We start from the raw sequence: 19203 nt of genomic DNA, 5'->3' as shown, positions 1-19203 counted from the left end.
TCAGCCCATGAAATTCGATACAGCACCCACGGCCGATTTCTCCGACGAGCAAAAGCGCTATCTCGAAGGTTTCATGTCCGGCATGCAGGTCGGACGTGTCGGGCGCGCCTTTGCAGCCGGCGGCGCGCCTGCGGCCAACGCTCCCTCGGAGCCGATGGGGCCGGACGCTGCGGCGATCAAGGCGCAGGACAAGCTCACGGCGGCGGGCAAGAAGCTCGCCGACCAGGAGAAGTTCAAGCGCGAGCTGCATCCGTTCGATGCCTATGATCGCTTGAAGGACCAGGCGCGCAACAACGCCAACCCGACGCCGGCGGACAATTTCCGCTGGCGCTATTACGGCATCTTCTGGGTCGCGCCGGCGCAGACCTCCTACATGGCCCGGCTGCGCATTCCCAACGGCATTTTGAAGCACTGGCAGATGTCGGGCCTCGCCGACATCGCGGAAAGCTGTGGCGGCGGTTACACCCACGTTACGACGCGCGCCAACTTCCAGATCCGCGAGATCGAGCCGAAGAACGCGGTGGCGCTGATCGAGGGCGTCCAGGACATTGGCCTGTGCTCGCGCGGCGCTGGCGCCGACAACATCCGCAACGTCACGGGCACGCCGACGGCCGGCATCGATCCGCAGGAGCTGCTCGACACGCGCCCCTACGCACGCGAATGGCACTACCACATCCTCAACGACCGCTCGCTGTTTGGCCTGCCGCGTAAGTTCAACGTTGCCTTCGACGGTGCCGGCAAGATCGCCGCGCTGGAGGAGACCAACGACATCGCTTTCACTGCGGTCGAGGTGAAGGACGGCTTTGGCGTCGAACCCGGAATCTGGTTCAAGCTCGGCCTTGGCGGCATCACCGGTCACAAGGATTTTGCGAAATATTCGGGCATCGTCGTTCGTCCTGAGGACGCGACCGCTGTTGCCGACGCCATCGTGCGCGTCTTCATCGAGCATGGAGACCGCACCAACCGCAACAAGGCGCGGCTGAAATACGTGCTGGACAATATGGGGCACGACGGCTTCCTCAAGCTGGTCGAGGAGCGGCTGAAGAAGCCTTTCGCACGCGTGCCGGCCGAGGCGCTTCTGCCGCGCCCCTTGTCCGACCGCATGGCCCATATCGGCGTGCACAAGCAGAAGCGGGCCGGGCTCAACTGGGTCGGCGTCGCGCTGCCGGTCGGCAAGCTCACCTGCGAGCAGATGCGCGGCCTCGCGAAGATTTCGCAGGATCTCGGCGACGGCGATATCCGCCTCACGGTCTGGCAGAACTTGCTGATCTCGGGCGTGCGCGACGAGAATGTCACGCTCGTCACCGCCGCGGTCGAGAAGCTCGGCCTCGCCACTGAAGTCTCAAACGTCCGCGCCGGCCTGATCGCCTGCACCGGCAACGCCGGGTGCAAGTTCGCGGCCTCCGACACCAAGCGTCATGCCGCCGCGATCGGCGACTGGTGTGACGAGCGCGTCAATCTCGATACGCCGCTCAACATCCATCTGACCGGCTGTCATCACTCCTGCGCGCAGCACTATATCTCCGACATCGGCCTGATTGCGGCCAAGGTGCCGGGCGCGAGCGAAGAGGACACGGTCGAGGGTTATCACCTCTTCACCGGCGGCGGGTTCGGTCCCGATGCCGATATCGGGCAGGAGGTGTTTCAAAACGTGAAGGCCGAGGATGCTCCGAAGATCGTCGAGAGCCTGCTCAAGGCCTACCTCGCCAACCGCGCCTCGCCGGAAGAGACGTTCCTGACCTTTTCCCGTCGCCATGACGGCGAAGCCTTGCGCAAACTGGCCGAAGCGGAAGTCGCAGCATGACCCAGATGGCCCTGCCTCCCACGATCGAGATCATTCCGGCCAATGCCCCGTTCAGCGAGGGCCAGCGGCTGTGGCTCAACGGGTTTCTCGTCGGCATGCTCGGCCTCGACGGCTCGACGGCGCTGTCGCCGATCGAGAACGGGGTCATGCTCGGCCCGCAAGGCGACGGCGATGACGGGGAGGCGCCCTGGCACGATCCGGCGATGGCGATCGCCGACCGCATGAAGCTCGCGGAAGGACGTCCGCTCCGCCGCCGCATGATGGCGGCGATGGCGCAGCAGGATTGCGGTCAGTGCGGCTACAATTGCGCCGACTATTCGGACTCGATCGCCAACAAGAGCGAAGCGCGCCTCAACCTCTGCGCCCCCGGCGGCAAGGAGACGGCGCGGATGCTCAAGCAGCTTTTCGAGGAGGTCGACAAGGCGCCGGCCGCAAAGCCTGCGGCAGGGGCGGCTGCGGCCGCGAGTGCACCGGCTGCACCGGAGGTGAAGGCCGCGCTCGGCCGCGCCCGCGAAAATCCGGCTGAAGCGACCTTCCTGTCGCGGCACCTGCTCAACAAGGGCGCTTCGGAGAAGGAGACCTATCACGTCGAGTTCGATCTCTCCGAGAGCAAGCTCGACTACGTCGTGGGCGACAGCTTTGGCGTGTTCGCGCGCAACGATCTCGGTCTCGTCGACCAGATCATCGCGCTGCTCGGGGCGTCCCACACCACCAAGGTCAACAACAAGACGCTGCGCGAGGCGCTGGTCGAGGACGTCTCGCTGTCGCCGGCGCCGGACAAGCTGTTCGAGCTGCTCTCCTTCATCACCGGCGGTGCGCAGCGCGAGAAGGCGCGAGCGCTGGCGCAGGGCGAGGATCCCGATGGCGATGCGGCAACGCTCGACGTGATGGCCGCGCTGCAGAAATTCTCGGGCACGCGGCCGCATCCGGAAGCCTTCGTCGAGGCGCTGGAGCCGCTGCAGCCGCGGCTCTACTCGATCTCGTCGTCGCACAATGCGACGCCCGGAAAGCTGTCGCTGACGGTCGATTCCGTGCGTTATGTCATCGGCAAGCGCAAGCGCGTCGGCGTCGCCTCGACCTTCCTCGGCGAGCGCATCAACGAGGGCGACAAGCTCAAGGTCTATGTGCAGAAGGCGCACGGTTTCGGCCTGCCGGAGGATCCGAAGATTCCGGTCATCATGATCGGCCCCGGCACCGGCATTGCGCCGTTCCGCGCCTTCCTGCTCGACCGCAAGGCGACCGGCGCGCAGGGCAAGAACTGGCTGTTCTTCGGCCATCAGCGCAGCGATTGCGATTTCTTCTATCGCGACGAGCTCAATGCGATGAAGACCTCAGGCCTTCTGACGCGCCTGTCGCTCGCCTGGTCGCGCGACGGTGAGAAGAAGTTTTACGTGCAGGATCGCATGCGCGAGCTCGGCCGCGAGGTGTGGACGTGGCTTGCCGAGGGCGCCCATCTCTACATCTGCGGCGATGCCAAGCGCATGGCCAAGGATGTCGAGCGCGCGCTGGTCGACATCGTCGCCCAGTTCGGCGCACGCTCGACCGATGAGGCCGTCAGTTTTGTCGCCGATCTCAAGAAGAAGGGCCGCTTCCAGGCTGACGTCTACTAAGCCCTTTTCCCCGGCTGTCATTCCCGTGTCATCCGAGCCGGTTCCAGCTGGCTCGGAGTTTAACGAATAAGATTCTTGGAACCGGCGGGCGAAGAGAATTTGTTCCTGCGATATGCGCTCTTCAGAGCACCGATATCGCTATTTGCGCGGCCGTCTTGCCTGCTACCCGGGTCGATCCCTGATAATGCCGCAAATGCGGCGTTGGAGATCGACCATGCGCGAACTGTCGGCGGAAGCCAGGCTGCACTTCTACGCGCGCTCGCTCTCGCGTCGGACCGCGGCGAACGCCCATCACATCGGGCTCTACAGCGCCTTCGCCGTCATCGCCGCGATCGTGTTCGGCACCTTGTCGGTGCACCCGTTCTAACGAGGCGTCTCACCCGCGCTTGAACGGCGCGACCTCGATGCCCGCATCCTTCAATGACTGACGCAAGGTCCGTGCGATCTCGACCGCGCCGTGCGTATCGCCATGAATGCACACCGTGTCCGTGCGCATCTTGATGACCTTGCCCGTCACCGAGACCACCGCACCATCCTGCACCATGCGCACCACGCGATCGGCGATCGCCTTGGCATCGTGCAGCACCGCGCCGGGCTTCTTGCGCGAGACCAGGTTGCCGTCGTCCTCATAGGCGCGGTCGGCGAACACCTCGTGCACCATCGGCAGGTTGGCCTCTTCGCCGGCCTTCACCAGCTTCGAGTTGGCAAGCACCACGAAGATCAGGCTGGGGTCGACCGCCCTGATGCCGGCGGCAATCGCCTTCGCTGTCATGTCGTCCTCGCAGGCGACGTTGGACAGCGCGCCATGCGCCTTCACATGGGTGACCTTGTGGCCGGCCGCGGTCGCGATCGCCTGCAGAGCGCCGATCTGGTAGGCGACGAGGTTCTCGATCTCGGATGACTTCAGGCCGGCGATCGGATGCCGGCCAAAACCGTGCAGGTCGCGGTAGCCGGGGTGAGCGCCGACCGAGACACCGCGCGCTTTCGCGAGCTCAACGGTCCGCCGCATGATGTCGGGGTCGCCGGCATGGAAGCCGCAGGCGACGTTGACCGAGCTTGCGAGCTCAATCATGGCGGCGTCGTTGCCCATCTCCCACGCGCCAAAACCTTCGCCGAGGTCGCAATTGAGATCGATCGTCTTCATGGTTGCTCTCCGCCTTTGGTCTTGTTGTCTAAGGCTCGGCCGTCACCTGCCAGGTCCCGGCATCCATCGCGCTCACCGCATAGCCCGCGACGTTGGCATCGCTGAGCGCCTCGATGTTCAGCTCGACCGTGTCGGACGAGCGCAGGCGATCGGGCAGGGTGCGGATCAGCTGTTGAAATTTGCGTGCCTCCTCCTGCGCCTCGGCCATGGGGACGGCCTTGAAGCGGAACGCCGTTCCGGCCGAGGTCTGCGCGAGGCGCCCGACATCGGCCGTGATCACGGTTGCGATTTTGGGATAGCCGCCGGAGGTGCCGCGATCCATCATCAGCGCGATCGGGGCGCCGTTGCCGGGCACCTGGATGCTGCCATTGACGGTGCCGTCGGAGACGATGTTGTGGCCGTGCAGATGCTTGATCGCGGGACCTTCGAGCCGGTAGCCCATGCGATCGGAGGTCGCCGAGATCTTCCACTCGCTGTCGAGGAACAGGGCCTTGTTGGCGTCGTCGAACTCGTCGTCCTGTGGCCCCAGCACGACGCGGATCGGACCGCTCACAGGCTTCGGCAACTCGATCCGCAATTCCGGCGCGCCGCTTGCGGCATCGACCGTGAACTCATCGCCGGCCTGGAGCGGGCGCGGGTAGGGGCTGCCGAGACCGGCACGGGCATTGACCGCAAGGCTGCCGAACACCAGCTCGCCCTTGATGGCGCCTTCGATCGCGAGATAAGTGAATGCGCCGCCGCGGGCGAAACCAAGCGTCAGTGTCTCGCCGTCCTTCAGCGTGACGGATGTATCCATCGCTACCGGCCGCCCGGCGATGTCGGCGTTGCGCGGTGCGCCCGCGATGGCGACGCGCACGGCTCCGTCCTTGGCGGTGAACGTGGCGCCGAACGGGCCGATCTCGACCGCGGCTGCGAGCGGCTCGTTGCCGACCAGCGTGTTCGCCGCCGCCAGCGCCAGCCGGTCCATCGCGCCGCTGACCGTCAGGCCATAGCGCTGCGCACCGTGGCGTCCGCCGTCCTGGACGGAGCTTGCCGGTCCAATGCTGGCGACGATGAGCCGGCTCATGCGTCTACCCGCTCGGCTATGATCTCGCCGGCTTCCGCGGCGCGGTCCTGCTCCTCGAACGTCTTGTGGTCGATGGCAAAAAACGTCACGCGATCACCGGGTTCGGTCAGGAAGGTCGGATTCCGGTGCAGCTGGTAGGTTCTGACCGGCGTGCGGCCAAGCAGGTGCCAGCCGCTCGGCGCAGCGAGGCACTGGATTCCGGCCTGGATGCCGCCGATCGAGATCGTGCCGGCCGGCGTCAACAGCCGCGGGTTCTGCCGCCGCGACATGTGCAGCGATTTATCGAGGCCGCTGAGATAAGACCAGCCCGGCGTGAAGCCGATCATGGCAACGCGATAGTCGCCGCCGGCGTGACGGGCGACGATGTCGTCGGGCGTGGTGTTGAGCGCTTTCGCGACATCCTCGAGGTCGATGCCGTGCTCGCCGCCATAGGCAACGGGAATGCGCCAGCGCCGCGCCTTGGTCGACGGCGGCAGCGGCCGGCCAGCGATCGGGAGCAGCTTTGCGCAAAGCGCGTCAAAGCCGATCTTGCCGGGATCGTAATGCACCAGCAGCGAGCGATAGGTCGGGATGGTCTCGGAGATGCCCTCGATGGGTGTGGCTAGCAGCGCCTTGTCCAGCGCGAGCACGCGCTCGTTGGCGGCGTCGTCAATGGTGCGGCTGAACTCGACCGTGACGGCGCTGTCGCCACTGGGCAGAAGGCGGGGCGGGGGAAGCGTCGCGGCCATGAGATGTCGACATCGGGCCTTTGGAAAAGCGCGGGCTCGGCCTTGAGTTCCGCATTACCCTGCTTCGCGTAAATGCGCCCGCAAGTCCAATAAATTAATGCAAGGGGTCGCGATAAAGCCTTGTTATCGCGTCGCATAACAGCCCAGCTGGGCCGCGTTCTTGTTAGGGCTTTGGGCCTTGACGGCAGGCGCGCGGCTCGCAAGATGCGCGCGTTCTTTCCCGTCCATCCGGAGCTCGTCTGTTTCCATGTCGCTGTCCCCCGAAGCCCGCAAGACCCTCGCCGGCATCACCACTGCCACCATCACCACGGTCCTGCTGAAGAAGGGCCTGCGCAATGTGTGGATGCGCGGCGCGCGTCCGCTGCGCCCGGGCCTGCCGCGCCTGGTGGGCCCTGCCTTCACGCTGCGCTTCGTCCCGGCGCGCGAGGATCTGGCGACGCCGGAATCCTGGTCGTCACCGATCTCGACCCGCACCGCGATCGAGGCGATGCCGGAAGGCTGCATCGCCGTGGTCGACGCCATGGGCATTACTGACGCCGGCATCTTCGGCGACATCCTCTGCGCCCGCATGATGAAGCGCGGCGTCACCGCGCTCGTCACCGACGGCGTCGTGCGTGACGTCGAGGGCACGCTCGGCACCCATCTTCCGGTGTGGTGCGACGGCTATGCCGCGCCCCCGTCGGTTGCGGGCCTCACCTTCGTCGGCTGGGGTGAGCCGATCGGCTGCGGCGGCGTCGCCGTGTTCCCGAACGACATCGTGGTCGCCGACCAGGACGGCTGCGTGCTGATCCCGCAGGCGATGCTCGAACACGTGCTCAACGAGGGCGTCGAGCAGGAGCGGATGGAAGCCTGGATCGTCAACGAGGTGAACAACGGCGCGGCGCTGCCGGGCCTCTATCCCATGAACGCCGAGACCAAGGCGCGCTACGCCGCCAGCAAGAAGTAACAGGAAACGAGGACCCCCAATGGATATCACGCTCGCAGGCACGCGACCGACCCGCCGCGCGCCCAAGGAACACTTCACCGGCACCGTGCTGCAGGACCCCATCAACATGGCGCCTGCGCCGGCGCGGCTGAACGTCTCACGCGTCTCGTTCGAGCCGGGTGCCCGCACCAACTGGCATCATCATCCGCTCGGGCAGACGCTCTACGTGATTTCGGGTGTCGGCCGCGTCCAGACCAAGGGTGGCCCGGTCCAGGAAATCCGTCCCGGCGACACCGTGTGGATCCCGCCGGGTGAAGTGCACTGGCACGGCGCCTCGCCAGGCAACAGCATGTGCCACATCGCCATGCAGGAAGCGCTCGACGGGGTGTTCTCGACGTGGCTCGAGCCGGTGACGGACGCCGAATACGGCGTGGCGGTCGGCTGATTACATCCGCTCAGCGGTCCACGTTCCCGTGCACAGGGCGCCGCGCCAGGTGCCGGAGCCGGAGGTGCCGCTGAGCCGGCCGAAGCCGACGGCGTGCTTGATACCCGTGCTCAGCGTGACGTTGATGGCGCCGGCATCCGCGACGCGGCCGGACGCCATCACGGCTGCGCTGCTCGAGGCGATCTGACCGTTGTTGATCCCGATCGCGACGGTCGCGCCGTTGCCGCAGGTCTCGCTCGATGACGCGATGCGGACATTCCATGCGCCGTCGAAAGTCGAGCCCGCGGCATCCGCCTGCGCGAGCGGGACAACGATGGCGATAATGGTGGCGAAGAGTGCTGTGCGAAATCCGTTCATGACGCGCCCCTTGGGGTTGACCATGCGGGGATCCTGTCACGGGTGCGGAACCGGCGATGTGAGGGCCGTCACGCGCGCGAGGTGCGAGCCTAGTTCACACGCGTCCAGGTTTGGCCGCCGCAGAACATGCCGCCGAAGGCACAGCCCTGCACGCGCAGGCGGTCGCCTCCCTTCAGCGCGATCGTCGAGTCGTAGGTCGAGCCGGTGTTGGGATCGAGGATGCGGCCGGACCATTTCTGGTCCTTGTTCTGATCCTTGCCGGGCTTCATGTTGATCAGGACCTGTTCGCCGTTCTGGTTCGATTTGCTGTCGACCGAATAGCCGCAGAGGTTATTGCCGCACTGCTCGATGCGGACCTTGCCTTCCTTCTCCTCGGTAAGCCAGACGCCGAGCGGTGAATTGAGATCGCGCGTGGGCGCTGCTGCCGGAACCGGCGGCGCGACGGCGGCGGCCTGAACGGGCGCGGGGGCAGGCGCCGGAGCCGGAGCAGTTGGCGCGGGCGCTGCTGCGACGGTCGGAGCCGGCGGCGGAGGCGGTGCGGGCGGTACCGCGGCAACCGCCGGGGCAGCGCTTGGAGCCGGTTGAGGCGGCGGCACCATCGCATCTTCGGTCGGTGCGTTGTTTGCCGTGGCGGCCGGAGGTGGCGGCGCGGCGGGAGGCGGTGCCGCGGCTGCGGGGGCAGGTGCTGCAGGAGCTTGCTCCACTGCGGGCGGCGCTACGATTGGAGCAGGCGCCGGAGCCGGGGCAGCCGGTGTTTGCGGATCGACCTTAGCCTGCTGCGGCGCCTGCTGGTCTGGCTTCGTGTCGTTCTTCTTGGCCTTCTTGGCCTTGCCTTGACCGGTGTTGTCGTAGACGCCGGGAATCTGCACCGTGCCGCGGTCCGGATCGATGCGGATGGTGCGCCCGCCATATTCGAAAGTGTACTGCGCCTGCGCAGCGGTGCTCGCCAAAAGGAATGCGGCCGTGGCCAACAGCTTCCTCATTTCCATCTCCCGAACAGGTGGTCCCCGCACCGAGGCTTACGCCCCGGCGCGATCGCGAAAAGTGATCTAGATCACTGTTTCTCGGTATGAGTCGCCTTCCGGCGGTTCCGGGTTCAATAGGCCCGGAGCCAGCCCAAAGTTTGACCGGGCAAGCGACAGGAACGCGAGTTAGTCGAACCAGGCGGCGTAGATCTTCTTGTAGCTGCCGTCCTCCATGGAGATGTGCAGCCACTGGTCGACGAAAGCCTTCAGCGCGACGTCGGGCTGGAGCCAGTAGGCCTTCTCCGAGAAGTCGAACGGTTTTTCGGGGTGCACCGCGCAGAGCACGCCTGAATGCTGCTTCTGCTGATAGCGGGTCTCGGAGGCGTCCGTCATCATCAGATCGGCGTTGCCCTTGGCGATCTCGTCGAAGATCGCGGTGTTGTCGGGGAAGACGGTAATGTCGGCGTCCTTGACGTTGGCGCGCGCGAAACGCTCATTGGTCCCGCCGGGATTGACGATGACGCGGGTGCCCTTCTTGTCGATATCGGCGATGCTCTGGTACTTGCCGGCGTCGGCGCAGCGCGCGATCGGCGTCTTGCCCTCGCGCATGATCGGCATCGTGAAATAGCCCTTCTTCTGGCGGTCAAGCGTGACCGAGACGCCGCCCATCGCGATGTCGAACTGGTCGGACTCGAAATCCTTCATCAGCTTCGGCCAGGCGGTGGCTACGTATTCGACCTTGACGCCGAGCGCCTTGCCCAGCGCCTCCGCCATGTCGACGTCAAAACCGGAGAACTGCTGCGTGGCCTTGTCCAGGTAGGTGAAGGGCTTGTAGTCGCCGGTCATGCCGACGCGCAACGTGCCGCGCTTGATGATCTCGTCGAGGCGCGAGGGCGCCGGCTGCTGCGCGTGCGCCGAGAGGTTTGGCAGCAACATCACGGCCAAGGCCGCCAGGATTCGAACGGTTATTCGAACGGTCATCTCTTTTCCACCTATGCCCAAGCTGTCATTGTGCAGCTCTTGAACGTGGATTTAGACCAGATGCCAGTTTCTGGCGAGGCGGAATTGAAGGGAATCTTGAAGTGACGATCTCGATGTACGAGGCCTCGGTCGGCCTGTTCGTGCCTTACCTGCGCAATGTCTCCGTCCTGCTCGACAAGGGCGTTGCCTATGCCGAGACCCGCAAGTTCAATCCGGCGGTCCTCCTCGGCATGCGCATGGCGCCGAACATGTACGATCTGGCGCAGCAGATCGGCGAGGCCTGCCGCCACGCCACCGTCGCTCCGGCCTTGCTGGCGCAGTGCGAACCAGTCGCGCTGCCGCCGCTGGAGCACGACATGGCCGGGCTTCAGGCGCGGATCGCCACCTCAATCGAATTCATTGAAAGCCTGCCGCGCGCCGAGATCGATGCGGCGGCGGAGCTGAAGGTCTTCTTCAGGCTCAAAAATGGGACCGAGCTGCCCTTTACCGGGCGGACGCTGCTGCTCACCAACAGCGTCCGCAATTCTTCTTCCACGTCACGACCGCGTACGACCTGCTGCGGCACGCGGGCGTCGAGCTCGTGAAGAAGGATTTCCTGGGAAGGAAGTAATTACGCTTCGCCCTTGCGCTCGTAGTCGGCGAGCGAGCTGCGGCCGGCGATCTCGCTGCGCAGCAGCTCGAAGCGCCGATGCGCCTCGTTCTCGTGTTCGTCGACGAAATGCACGGCGGCCTCGCTGGTCATCGGGCCGCTGACCACGGGGGCGGACTGCTCGCCGATGGTTTCGTGCACGTAGTATTGGCCGTCGTCGCCGCGATGGACCGCCCATTTCAGGCGGATCGCCACCATCGGCCCGGGACCGACCTTGCTGTAGCCGTCGGCGTCGGTGTGGTCGGGCACCAGCGGCTGCTCCTCGACCACCGGATGCTCGTCGGAGGCTTGATGATCGTCGGAGGCATGATGCTCGTCTGCGACCGCATAGTCATCGGCGGCCACCGTTTCCGTCTCGGTGTCGCGGACGACGAGAACGGGCTCGGGGTGCTCGAAAATGCTCGCGATGGTCGCCAGCGCTTGGTCGGTCGGGTCGATCTCTGACAAGGTCCATCCTCCAGCTCGACGCGGCCGGCAAAGTCTGTCCCACTGCCGCCGCGGCCGGATACATTACGCGGGTTTGATTAAGGCTGAGTTGGGGCCCGATCTGCACCAAAATGGGACGCATTCTGGCCGTCCGAAGGCGGGCGGTGTGGCCGCCTTCGGATTCACCTCAGCCCAGCACGTCCTGGTTGATGATGTTCTGCCGGATCGGATCGCCGTCCAGTACACTCAGGATGTTGCGCGCGGTCTGCTCGCTCATGCGGCTCACCGCCTCGACGGTGACGCCCGCCACGTGCGGGGCCATGATGACGTTGGGCAGCGCGAACAGCGCATTGCTGACCGGCGGCGGTTCGACTTCGAACACGTCGATACCGGCACCGGCGAGCTTGCCGGAGACAAGGGCGTCGTACAGCGCAGGCTCCTTCACGATGCCGCCGCGCGCGGTGTTGATGAGATAGGATCTCGGCTTCATCCGGCCGATCCGCACGGCATCGAACAGGCCGATGGTTTCCGGCGTCTTCGGGCAGTGGATGGTGACGAAGTCGGCATTGGGCAGCGCCGCGTCGAGATCCGCGACCGGCTCGCAGCCGGCGGCCTTGATCTCGGCGGCTCCCTTGTAGGGATCATAGACCTGCACCTTCATCTCCATCGCCAGGCAGCGCTTGGCGGTGCGGGTGCCGATGCGGCCGAAGCCGACGATCAGCACGGTCTTGCCGTAGAGGTCGAACGGCAGCATGGCGAGGCGGTTGGCCCATTGGCCGTCCTTGACGCAGGCGTGCATTTCATTCGCGCGCTTGGCCAGCGTCAGCATCATGAACAGGGCTTGTTCGGCGACGGACGGTGAATTGGCGCTGCCCGCGACCATCAGCGGCACCTTGCGGCGGGAGAGGGCGGGCACGTCGACGGCGTCGTAGCCGACGCCGATCCGGGTCACCACCTTCATGTCCTGGGAAGCTTGGAGCTCCGTCTCGCCGAAGGCCGTGGCACCCAGCGCCACGCCGTGGACTGGCGCATGGCTCTTGAGCAAGGCCTCGAAATCCTTGGCGGAGATCAGGTTCGGAAACTCGACGAGCTCGATATCGTCCCGCCGGGTGAGGAGGGCGCGTGCCCCTTGCGACAAAGTTTGTGTAACGAAAATCTTCTTCTTGTTGGTCGCCATTGCTCCCCGCCTGCTTGCGTTTCTTGAAGCGGCGTCACAGTACGACGCCGGTCTCCTCGTTTAGCAGGTGCATGTTATTGAGGTCCATCGCCAAACGCATGGGAGCCCCGTCCTTGGCGCCGGCATTGGGATTGACGCGGCCGCAGACCGGCGTGCCGTCGAGCCCGAAATAGACCAGCGTCTCCATCCCCATCGGCTCGGTCACGTCGAGCACGGTATCGAAGCTCTCGATGCCGGGATCCAGATGCGCGTGCGCCTCGGTGAGATGCTCCGGCCGGACCCCGAGCAGGAGCTTGTCGGTACGCGGCAACGCGTTGTAGCGCGCGGCGCGCGCCGGCGGCAGCGCAAAGGCGATGCGGTCGGTCAGGCGGATCTGCAGCGTGCTGCCGGCATCTTCCAGCCGGCACGGGATGAAGTTCATTGCGGGCGAGCCGATAAAACCTGCGACAAAGCGCGTCGCCGGCTTGTGGTAGAGCTCGTTCGGCGTGCCGATCTGCTCGATGCGACCCTTGTTCATCACCACCACGCGGTCGGCCAGTGTCATCGCCTCGACCTGGTCGTGGGTGACGTAGACGGTGGTGGTGCGCACCTTCTGGTGCACCTTCTTGATCTCGATCCGCATCTGCACCCGCAGCTTGGCGTCGAGATTGGACAGCGGCTCGTCGAACAGGAAGACCTTTGGATTGCGCACGATGGCGCGCCCCATGGCGACGCGCTGGCGCTGGCCGCCGGAGAGCTGCTTGGGCTTGCGGTCGATCAGATCGGTGATGTCCAGGAGACGTGCGGCTTCCGTCACCCGCGCCTTGATCTCGGCCTTGGGATAATGCTTCAGCCGCAGTCCGAACGACATGTTCTCGGCGACCGTCATGTGCGGGTAGAGCGCGTAGTTCTGGAACACCATGGCGATGTCGCGGTCCTTGGGCGGCACGTCGTTGACGATGTCGCCGCCGATCATGATGTCGCCGTCGCTGATATCCTCGAGTCCCGCGATCATGCGCAGCGTGGTCGACTTGCCGCAGCCGGAGGGCCCGACCAGCACGATGAACTCATGGTCGGCGATATCAAGGTCGATACCGCGCACGGCCTCGACATCGTCGTAACGCTTGACCACCTTCCGCAATGCAACGTCAGCCATGAACATTCAACCCTTTGTCGCGCCGGCGGTCAGGCCGGCAATGTAGTAATCCATCAGGAAGGCGTAGATGACGAGCGGCGGCGCCGCGCCGAGCAGTGCGCCGGTCATGATCTGACCCCAGTTGAAGACGTCACCCTTGATCAACGTGGTGGTGATGCCGACCGGCAACACGAGCTGGTCGATCGATGTCGTGAACACCAGGGGATAGAGGAACTGGGCCCAGGACACGGTGAAGGCGAAGATCGTCGCCGCGATCAGCCCGGGCAGCGCCACCGGAATGAAGATCCGCAGCAGGGTCTGGAGCCAGGAAGCGCCGTCGATGATCGCGGCCTCATCGAGCTCCTTCGGGATCGAGGCGAAGTAGCCGATCATGATCCAGGTGCAGAACGGCACGGTCAGCGTCGGATAGATGAACACCAGCACGTACCAGCGGTTCAGCAGCGTGATGCCGGTGAAGTCCTGGATCACCGCCAGCATCTTGAACAGCGGAATGAACAGGAGGCTGTCCGGGATGAGGTACGTGAGAAAGACGCCAGTCGCGAGCGTCGCCGAGCCCCAGAACTTCATCCGCGCCAACGCGAACGCCGCGGGGATGCTGATCAGCATGGTGACGATCACGACCACGATCGAGATGATCGACGAGTTCCAGAAGAACCGCAGGAACTGGTTCGAGGTCAGGAGCTCGACATAGTTCGACAAAGTGGGGTGAAACACCCACCACGGATTGGTCGCCGCCGAAATCTCCGCGCTGCTCTTGAGCGAGGTGATCAGCATGTAGACCGGCGGCGTCAGGAAGAAGATCGCAAACAGCACCAGGAAGAAATAGGACCAGCGCAGCGCCCAGATACGGTCCCGGCTCATGCTGCCGAGCTTGCGAGTTGGTCCAGCCTTGTCGATTACGAGCGTGCTCATCAGGCTTCGTTCCCACGTTTATTGACATCGCGCAGGATGAAGATCGCTGCGACGGCAAGGATCGGCACCATGAACAGCGAGACGCAGGCGCCGAGCGGGATATCGTTGCTCTGGATGCCGACCTGGAACGCCCAGGTGGCGAACAGATGCGTCCGGTCCAGCGGACCGCCCGAGGTCAGGATGCGCACGATGTCGAAATTGGCGAAGGTGACGATCAGCGAGAATAGCGTCGTGATGGCGATGATGTTGCGCATCATCGGCAGCGTGACGTACCACATCTTCTGCCACCAGTTGGCGCCGTCGATGGCGGCGGCCTCGTAGAGCTGGTCAGGCACCGATTTCAGCGCGGCGAGATACATGATCAGGAAGAACGGCGCGCCGTACCAGACATTGACGAGAATCACGGAGAAGCGCGCCCAGAAGGTGTCACCGAGCCAGGGGATGGGACCGACGCCGAAGAAGGAGAGCGTGTAGTTGAAGGCGCTGTAGGAGGGATCGAACAGCCAGAGCCAGGCCAGCGTGCTCATCGCCGGCGGAATCACCCAGGGCACCAGCAGCATGCCGCGCCATTTGCGCTGCTTCTTGCCCGGAATGTTGTGGACGAAATGCGCGACGATGAAGCCGATCAGCGCCTTGAAGAATACGGCGGTGATCGCAAAGATACAGGACTGCCTCACCACCATCCAGAACGTCTCGCGCTTGAACAGGAAGGTGAAGTTGCCGAGGCCGACGAATTTCGTCATCGCCTTGTTCAGTGTCGCCAGGTAGAGCGAATAGAAGGCAGGATAGAGCACGAGCAGCGCGATCAGGAGGATCAGCGGCAGCGTCAGGAAGAACGCCACGGACGATTTCCGACCCAGCACATTACGCAGGCTCGCATTCTTTTTGCGGGGGCTTGCGGCACGAGCGCGGCGACCTTGCTCTACGACGACATCGGCCATGAATCTGACTTTCTGGTCAAACTTTCTGAGGGACGTTCAACGGTGAAGCCGGCGAGCGGTCGGCCTCAGGAACATGCGGACGGAACGAAAGCGCGCCTTGGCGGCTCACGCCCGAAAGCGCGAACCGCCATGGCACACACCCGGCTCAGGTCCGCATGAAGCCCTCGCACTCGCCCTCGGCCCAGGCGAGCGCCGTGTCCATCTTCTCGCCCTGCGCAAAGCGCAGCGCCATCTTGGTCAGCGTCGCCTGGAAATAGATCTGCTGGGCGATCTTCGGCGGCGCCGGCGACGCTGCGATCGACATCGTCTGCTGCTTGTAGGGATCCGGATAGTGGAAGAGCGTGCCCTTCGGCGGCCCTTCCTCGGCCCAGGTCTTGAATTTCGTCATGTTCGCGTAGGCGGGGAGATCGTAGCCGCCGCTCGCCGCGACGAATTTTTCAATCGCCGCCGGCGAGGACAGATGGATGAGCAGGCTCTTGGCCGCCTCCTTGTTCTTCCCGAAGCTCCAGACGCCCCAGAAATACGGCAGGAACGGCGCAAAGCGTCCCTTCGGGCCGGCTGGGAAGCCGTGCGTCCAGCATTGCTCGGCGACCTGCGGTGCGTCGCGCTTGGCGACGGCCCAGGCGCTTGGCGGGTTGAGGATCATCGCGCCGCGGCCCGAGATCAGCCATTTGTTGTTGGAGGCGTCATCCCAGGACGGCGCATCCGTTGGCAGCACGGCGATCAGCTTCTTGTAGAATTCGAGCGCTTGCCGCACCTCGTCGGTCTTGACCGTGACATCGCCCTTGGCGTTGACGAGCTCGGCGCCGAACGACTGGAAGATCGCCCCCGCCGTGTCGACGCTGTCGGTGGTTTCGCCGAGACCGATGCCGAACGGGAAGCCGGCCTTATGGCAGGCTTCCGCCGCCTTCAGGAACGTCTCCATCGTCCAGTTGTCGGCTTTCGGCGGGCTGCCGGCCGGATACATCTCCTGCACGTCGATGCCCGCATGCTTCTTCATGAGATCGATGCGGGAGCAGGGACCCTTGATCTGGCTTCCTGGCGTCGCGGGCACGGCGAGCCATTTGCCGCCCGACTGTCCCAGATATTTGACGGTGCCGTTGACCTCGCCATTCTGCTTGATGAGCGGCTCCATGACGTCGTTGAGCGGCTCGAGATTTTCTGAATAGGCGTGCGGCCACCAGCTCGGCATCTGGAGAATGTCATGACCGGACTTGGCCTGCGCTTCGGCCGCTGCGGTCAGCTCAATCTTCTTGTTGTTGCTGGTGATGTAGTCGATCGAAACCTCGACCTTCTCCTTGTCGGCCCATTCCTTGACGAGCGCGGTGGAGGCGTCGTTGGCGTTGGGCACCCAGTGGTCCCAGAAGCCGATCGAGAGCTTGCCGGCGGCGTAAGCGCCTCGGACATAGGGCGCCGCGATCAACGCCGTGGAGGACATTGCAGTGGCTGCCATAAATTGACGTCGTGTCAGTGTCTTGCGTGACATCTCGTTTCCTCGCCTTGGTGTGTTTTATTATTCTTTCGTTTCCTCTGACTTTCCTGAGTTTGTTTTTTTTTGATTTTGTTGTTGGACGTTTCTTGTTGGCGTCGTTATCCCCGGGCGGCTAATCACGCGCGGGACACGGCTAATTGGTAGCGCGATCAGATCATGATTGATTACGTCTGTCGAGAAAGCCGAACGTCTCACTCTCTAGAACTAACGTTGTGTAGGGAAAGGCTGCGGCGTGCGCCGAGCATGAGCCGAGCATGAGCTACCGCTGCTCTTATTGCGACGCACACTTCGGAGTGCGACAGCTGGGGACGATCCGTGCGCAATTACGCCGCAGTTCCGAATAAGCCTGCATAACCGCTTCGTGCCAAAGGCCTTTCAAACGGGGACAGCGATGGTCTGCGCCTAGACCTCGGCGCGGCGAAAACGATAGAGTTGCAACCGGCAGGAGGCCTGCCGTTTCCAGAGGGCAAGCAGATCGAGATGAAGACCCAGAAGATCACCCCGGCGCCGCCTGTACGGCTTCGCCTGCGACGATGGCTCGCGCTCGGCTCCGTTGTGACAGTGCTGATCGGCGCGGCCGCAGTTGCGAATGCACAAGGTCTGGTCAAGGGCGTTCAGGACGGCGCTGCGGCCGGTAACAAGGCGGCAGGTCCCGTCGGTGGCGTTCTCGGCGGCGCCATCGGCGGCGTGGTCGGCGTCTTCACCGGTGTGCTCGGCGTCGGGAACAACAATGGTCAGGCGCCGGCTGCCAAGGACGCGAGCAAGGATGCGTCCAAGGATGCGAAGGACTCAAAGCAGCCGGGCGCCGCCAAGGACAAGGATGCCAAGAGCGCGAAAGCCGGCAAGGGTGCCAAGGCGGGCAAGGAGGCCAAGAACGCTCCAGCGGATACCGGGGATAAGGACGTTACGGTCCTGACCCAGCCCGGCACGCCGCAACTGACCGCCGACCAGATTGTCTCCAACAGCGATTCCTACATCGAGCGGATCAAGACCGAGCTGAACCTCACACCCGATCAGGAGAAGCACTGGTTCGGCTTCTCGAGCGCGATGCACTATCTCGGGCATAACGGCGCCGAGCGGCTCAACCTGCGGATCGAGCGCGCCAAGCGGGATCCGCCCGACGACATCATCGAGCAGATGCGCAACGAGGCGCAATTCCTGATCGACCGCGCCTCCGATCAGCGCAACGTCGCCGACGCCGCCGAACCGTTGTTCTCGAGCCTCGACGACAAGCAGAAGCAGGTGTTCATCCAGGAGATGGTGCGCCTCAGCCATGAGCGCGGCCTGGATTGATCAAGCTTGAGTCGGATTGCATGCATTGGTGGAATTTGAAGGCCACGAATTCGTGAATCCTTCTCGCAAATGGGGTATGCTTAGCTGCGCAAGGCGGCTGAGAGGTTGATAATGGCGGACAGGCTCTCCGTTTTCCTGGTCGAAGACGAGGCGTTGATCCGGATGATGATGGCTGACATGGTGGAGGAGCTTGGTCACCATGTCGTCGCGGAAGCGGACAATGTGCGCGATGCGAGCGCCTTTGCGATGACCGCGCAGTACGATTTCGCGATCCTCGACATCAATCTGATGGGTGTTTACGTCGATCCGGTCGCCGATCTGATCGAGCGCCGCGGCAAGCCGTTCCTGTTCGCGACGGGCTATGGGCCGGAATTGCTGCCGTCACTGCTGCGGCGCCGGCCGATCCTGCGCAAGCCGATTGCGCTCGACCAGCTCAGGATCATGATCGACTCGCTGTTTCCCGATACGCCCGCGAAGGCCCCCCACTGACACTGTCAACGATCGCGACATCGCCCAACGAAAATGGCCGCCCGACAGGGGCGGCCATTTAGGACGAAAGAGTCGTCAGTGTCTCAGATCAGGCCTGCGCTGAGGTCAACGCCGTGCGCCATCAGGCCGAACGAGGCGATGAGCCCCATGCCGCAGAAGATGATAATGGCTTTAAGAGAATAGTCGGTCGACCGGGTCTGGACGGCAGCCGGCATTTCGGCGAGCGAAATCATGCTCATGTTCATTCCCCCTGTGTTGATCCTGAATTGCATCAGGTGAGGGAACTCTTAGAGCAAAGAGTTTGACATAGGCTTGCGAGAGATCGTTAACGGAATCGCAACCGATCGCGGACTTGTTGCCCACGCGACAGGGGGCCTGCAAGCCTTAGTTGCGGCCGGCATTTAGCACCGTGGCGATGGTGTGGGCCGTCATGGCGGCGCGGTCGGAGGCGCGCTGGGCGGCCAACCGGTCCCGGGCCTTCTCCTCGATCAACAGCTCGATCAGCGCCATGCGCTTGTCGTCATCGTCTGCCTCGGTCAGCAGCCGGTGATAGCGGTGATAGTCGAAGCCCACATCCTGCTTACGCATGTCACGCCCCCGTACCTACGCCACACACTCCTTGAATTCTTGCTTATCGGAAACAACGGGGCAAGCACGATCCTGC

21 protein-coding genes and 1 pseudogene are annotated in these 19203 nt (G+C 64.1%); 8 read left to right on the top strand and 14 right to left on the bottom strand.

The features are described from left to right. The first annotated feature begins 7 nt into the window (after window positions 1-7). From ABID59_RS07280 to ABID59_RS07270, 3 genes are all read left to right on the top strand, one after another. A complete protein-coding gene (locus ABID59_RS07280) occupies window positions 8-1804 on the top strand; it encodes a NirA family protein (protein ID WP_354082924.1) in 1797 nt (598 codons plus the stop codon). Continuing rightward, complete coding sequence (locus ABID59_RS07275) at window positions 1801-3414, top strand: sulfite reductase subunit alpha (protein WP_354082923.1); 1614 nt, start codon at window positions 1801-1803, stop codon at window positions 3412-3414. Before ABID59_RS07280 ends, ABID59_RS07275 begins: the two co-directional genes overlap by 4 nt. Window positions 3415-3628: 214 nt before the next feature. Then, on the top strand, window positions 3629-3781 hold the full coding sequence (locus ABID59_RS07270) for a hypothetical protein (RefSeq protein WP_187434626.1): 153 nt from the start codon (window positions 3629-3631) through the stop codon (window positions 3779-3781). A gap of 9 nt (window positions 3782-3790) precedes the next feature. Here the strand turns inward: ABID59_RS07270 and ABID59_RS07265 are convergent, their stop codons facing one another. Genes ABID59_RS07265 through pxpB form a run of 3 tightly spaced genes read right to left on the bottom strand, consistent with a single transcriptional unit; the run spans window position 3791 to window position 6352 of the window. Next, window positions 3791-4558: a LamB/YcsF family protein gene (locus ABID59_RS07265; protein ID WP_354082922.1), complete on the bottom strand. Its 768-nt coding sequence runs from the start codon at window positions 4556-4558 to the stop codon at window positions 3791-3793. Window positions 4559-4586: 28 nt separating this feature from the next. Further along, window positions 4587-5624, bottom strand: a complete 1038-nt coding sequence (locus ABID59_RS07260; protein WP_354082921.1) for a 5-oxoprolinase subunit C family protein — start codon at window positions 5622-5624, stop codon at window positions 4587-4589. Continuing rightward, a complete protein-coding gene (gene pxpB, locus ABID59_RS07255) occupies window positions 5621-6352 on the bottom strand; it encodes a 5-oxoprolinase subunit PxpB (RefSeq protein WP_354082920.1) in 732 nt (243 codons plus the stop codon). Before pxpB ends, ABID59_RS07260 begins: the two co-directional genes overlap by 4 nt. A gap of 247 nt (window positions 6353-6599) precedes the next feature. Here pxpB and ABID59_RS07250 point away from each other — a divergent pair, with 247 nt between their 5' ends. Together ABID59_RS07250 and ABID59_RS07245 are read left to right on the top strand one after the other, a co-directional pair. Beyond that, the gene (locus tag ABID59_RS07250) at window positions 6600-7298 is read left to right on the top strand and encodes a ribonuclease activity regulator RraA (RefSeq protein ID WP_354082919.1); all 699 of its coding nucleotides are present in this window, start codon (window positions 6600-6602) and stop codon (window positions 7296-7298) included. Between the two features lie 19 nt (window positions 7299-7317). Then, the gene (locus tag ABID59_RS07245) at window positions 7318-7722 is read left to right on the top strand and encodes a (R)-mandelonitrile lyase (RefSeq protein WP_148749270.1); all 405 of its coding nucleotides are present in this window, start codon (window positions 7318-7320) and stop codon (window positions 7720-7722) included. On the opposite strand, the gene ABID59_RS07240 is transcribed toward ABID59_RS07245, so the two are convergent. The 3 genes from ABID59_RS07240 to ABID59_RS07230 all read right to left on the bottom strand — a co-directional run bounded on the left by ABID59_RS07240 (window position 7723) and on the right by ABID59_RS07230 (window position 10025). Next, entirely contained in the window at window positions 7723-8103 is a 381-nt protein-coding gene (locus ABID59_RS07240) for a hypothetical protein (protein WP_354082918.1), read from the bottom strand. A 65-nt stretch (window positions 8104-8168) separates the two neighbouring features. Further along, window positions 8169-9062 carry a DUF2147 domain-containing protein gene (locus ABID59_RS07235; protein ID WP_354082917.1) on the bottom strand — a complete coding sequence of 298 codons (894 nt, stop codon included), beginning with the start codon at window positions 9060-9062 and terminating at the stop codon, window positions 8169-8171. A 168-nt stretch (window positions 9063-9230) separates the two neighbouring features. Continuing rightward, the gene (locus ABID59_RS07230; protein ID WP_354082916.1) at window positions 9231-10025 is read right to left on the bottom strand and encodes a transporter substrate-binding domain-containing protein; all 795 of its coding nucleotides are present in this window, start codon (window positions 10023-10025) and stop codon (window positions 9231-9233) included. A gap of 113 nt (window positions 10026-10138) precedes the next feature. On the opposite strand from ABID59_RS07230, the pseudogene ABID59_RS07225 reads away from it, so the two are divergent. Further along, window positions 10139-10635, top strand: a pseudogene (locus ABID59_RS07225) (DUF1993 domain-containing protein). Here the strand turns inward: ABID59_RS07225 and ABID59_RS07220 are convergent. The 6 genes from ABID59_RS07220 to ABID59_RS07195 form a co-directional block, all read right to left on the bottom strand. Further along, window positions 10636-11121, bottom strand: a complete 486-nt coding sequence (locus ABID59_RS07220; RefSeq protein ID WP_354082915.1) for a hypothetical protein — start codon at window positions 11119-11121, stop codon at window positions 10636-10638. A gap of 166 nt (window positions 11122-11287) precedes the next feature. After that, window positions 11288-12277: a hydroxyacid dehydrogenase gene (locus ABID59_RS07215; RefSeq protein WP_354082914.1), complete on the bottom strand. Its 990-nt coding sequence runs from the start codon at window positions 12275-12277 to the stop codon at window positions 11288-11290. Window positions 12278-12311: 34 nt separating this feature from the next. Then, window positions 12312-13412, bottom strand: a complete 1101-nt coding sequence (locus ABID59_RS07210; RefSeq protein ID WP_148749266.1) for an ABC transporter ATP-binding protein — start codon at window positions 13410-13412, stop codon at window positions 12312-12314. 6 nt (window positions 13413-13418) lie between these two features. Next, the gene (locus ABID59_RS07205; protein WP_148749265.1) at window positions 13419-14324 is read right to left on the bottom strand and encodes a carbohydrate ABC transporter permease; all 906 of its coding nucleotides are present in this window, start codon (window positions 14322-14324) and stop codon (window positions 13419-13421) included. Next, entirely contained in the window at window positions 14324-15265 is a 942-nt protein-coding gene (locus ABID59_RS07200) for a carbohydrate ABC transporter permease (RefSeq protein WP_148749264.1), read from the bottom strand. Before ABID59_RS07200 ends, ABID59_RS07205 begins: the two co-directional genes overlap by 1 nt. 145 nt (window positions 15266-15410) lie before the next feature. Beyond that, window positions 15411-16751: an ABC transporter substrate-binding protein gene (locus ABID59_RS07195; protein WP_354082913.1), complete on the bottom strand. Its 1341-nt coding sequence runs from the start codon at window positions 16749-16751 to the stop codon at window positions 15411-15413. 486 nt (window positions 16752-17237) lie between these two features. Between ABID59_RS07195 and ABID59_RS07190 the strand changes: the two genes are divergently transcribed. Further along, window positions 17238-18050, top strand: a complete 813-nt coding sequence (locus tag ABID59_RS07190; protein WP_354082912.1) for a Spy/CpxP family protein refolding chaperone — start codon at window positions 17238-17240, stop codon at window positions 18048-18050. 111 nt (window positions 18051-18161) lie between these two features. Continuing rightward, window positions 18162-18539 carry a response regulator gene (locus tag ABID59_RS07185; RefSeq protein WP_148749262.1) on the top strand — a complete coding sequence of 126 codons (378 nt, stop codon included), beginning with the start codon at window positions 18162-18164 and terminating at the stop codon, window positions 18537-18539. Window positions 18540-18622: 83 nt separating this feature from the next. On the opposite strand, the gene ABID59_RS07180 is transcribed toward ABID59_RS07185, so the two are convergent. Beyond that, a complete protein-coding gene (locus ABID59_RS07180) occupies window positions 18623-18811 on the bottom strand; it encodes a hypothetical protein (protein ID WP_354082911.1) in 189 nt (62 codons plus the stop codon). A 112-nt stretch (window positions 18812-18923) separates the two neighbouring features. After that, complete coding sequence (locus ABID59_RS07175; RefSeq protein ID WP_148749261.1) at window positions 18924-19127, bottom strand: hypothetical protein; 204 nt, start codon at window positions 19125-19127, stop codon at window positions 18924-18926. Window positions 19128-19203 lie beyond the last annotated feature (76 nt).

The organism is Bradyrhizobium sp. S3.3.6 (genome assembly GCF_040546905.1).
GTDB classification, from domain to species: Bacteria; Pseudomonadota; Alphaproteobacteria; order Rhizobiales; family Xanthobacteraceae; genus Bradyrhizobium; species Bradyrhizobium cytisi.
Note: the sequence above shows the minus strand (reverse complement) of the source record. Positions and strands in the feature narration are given on the sequence as shown.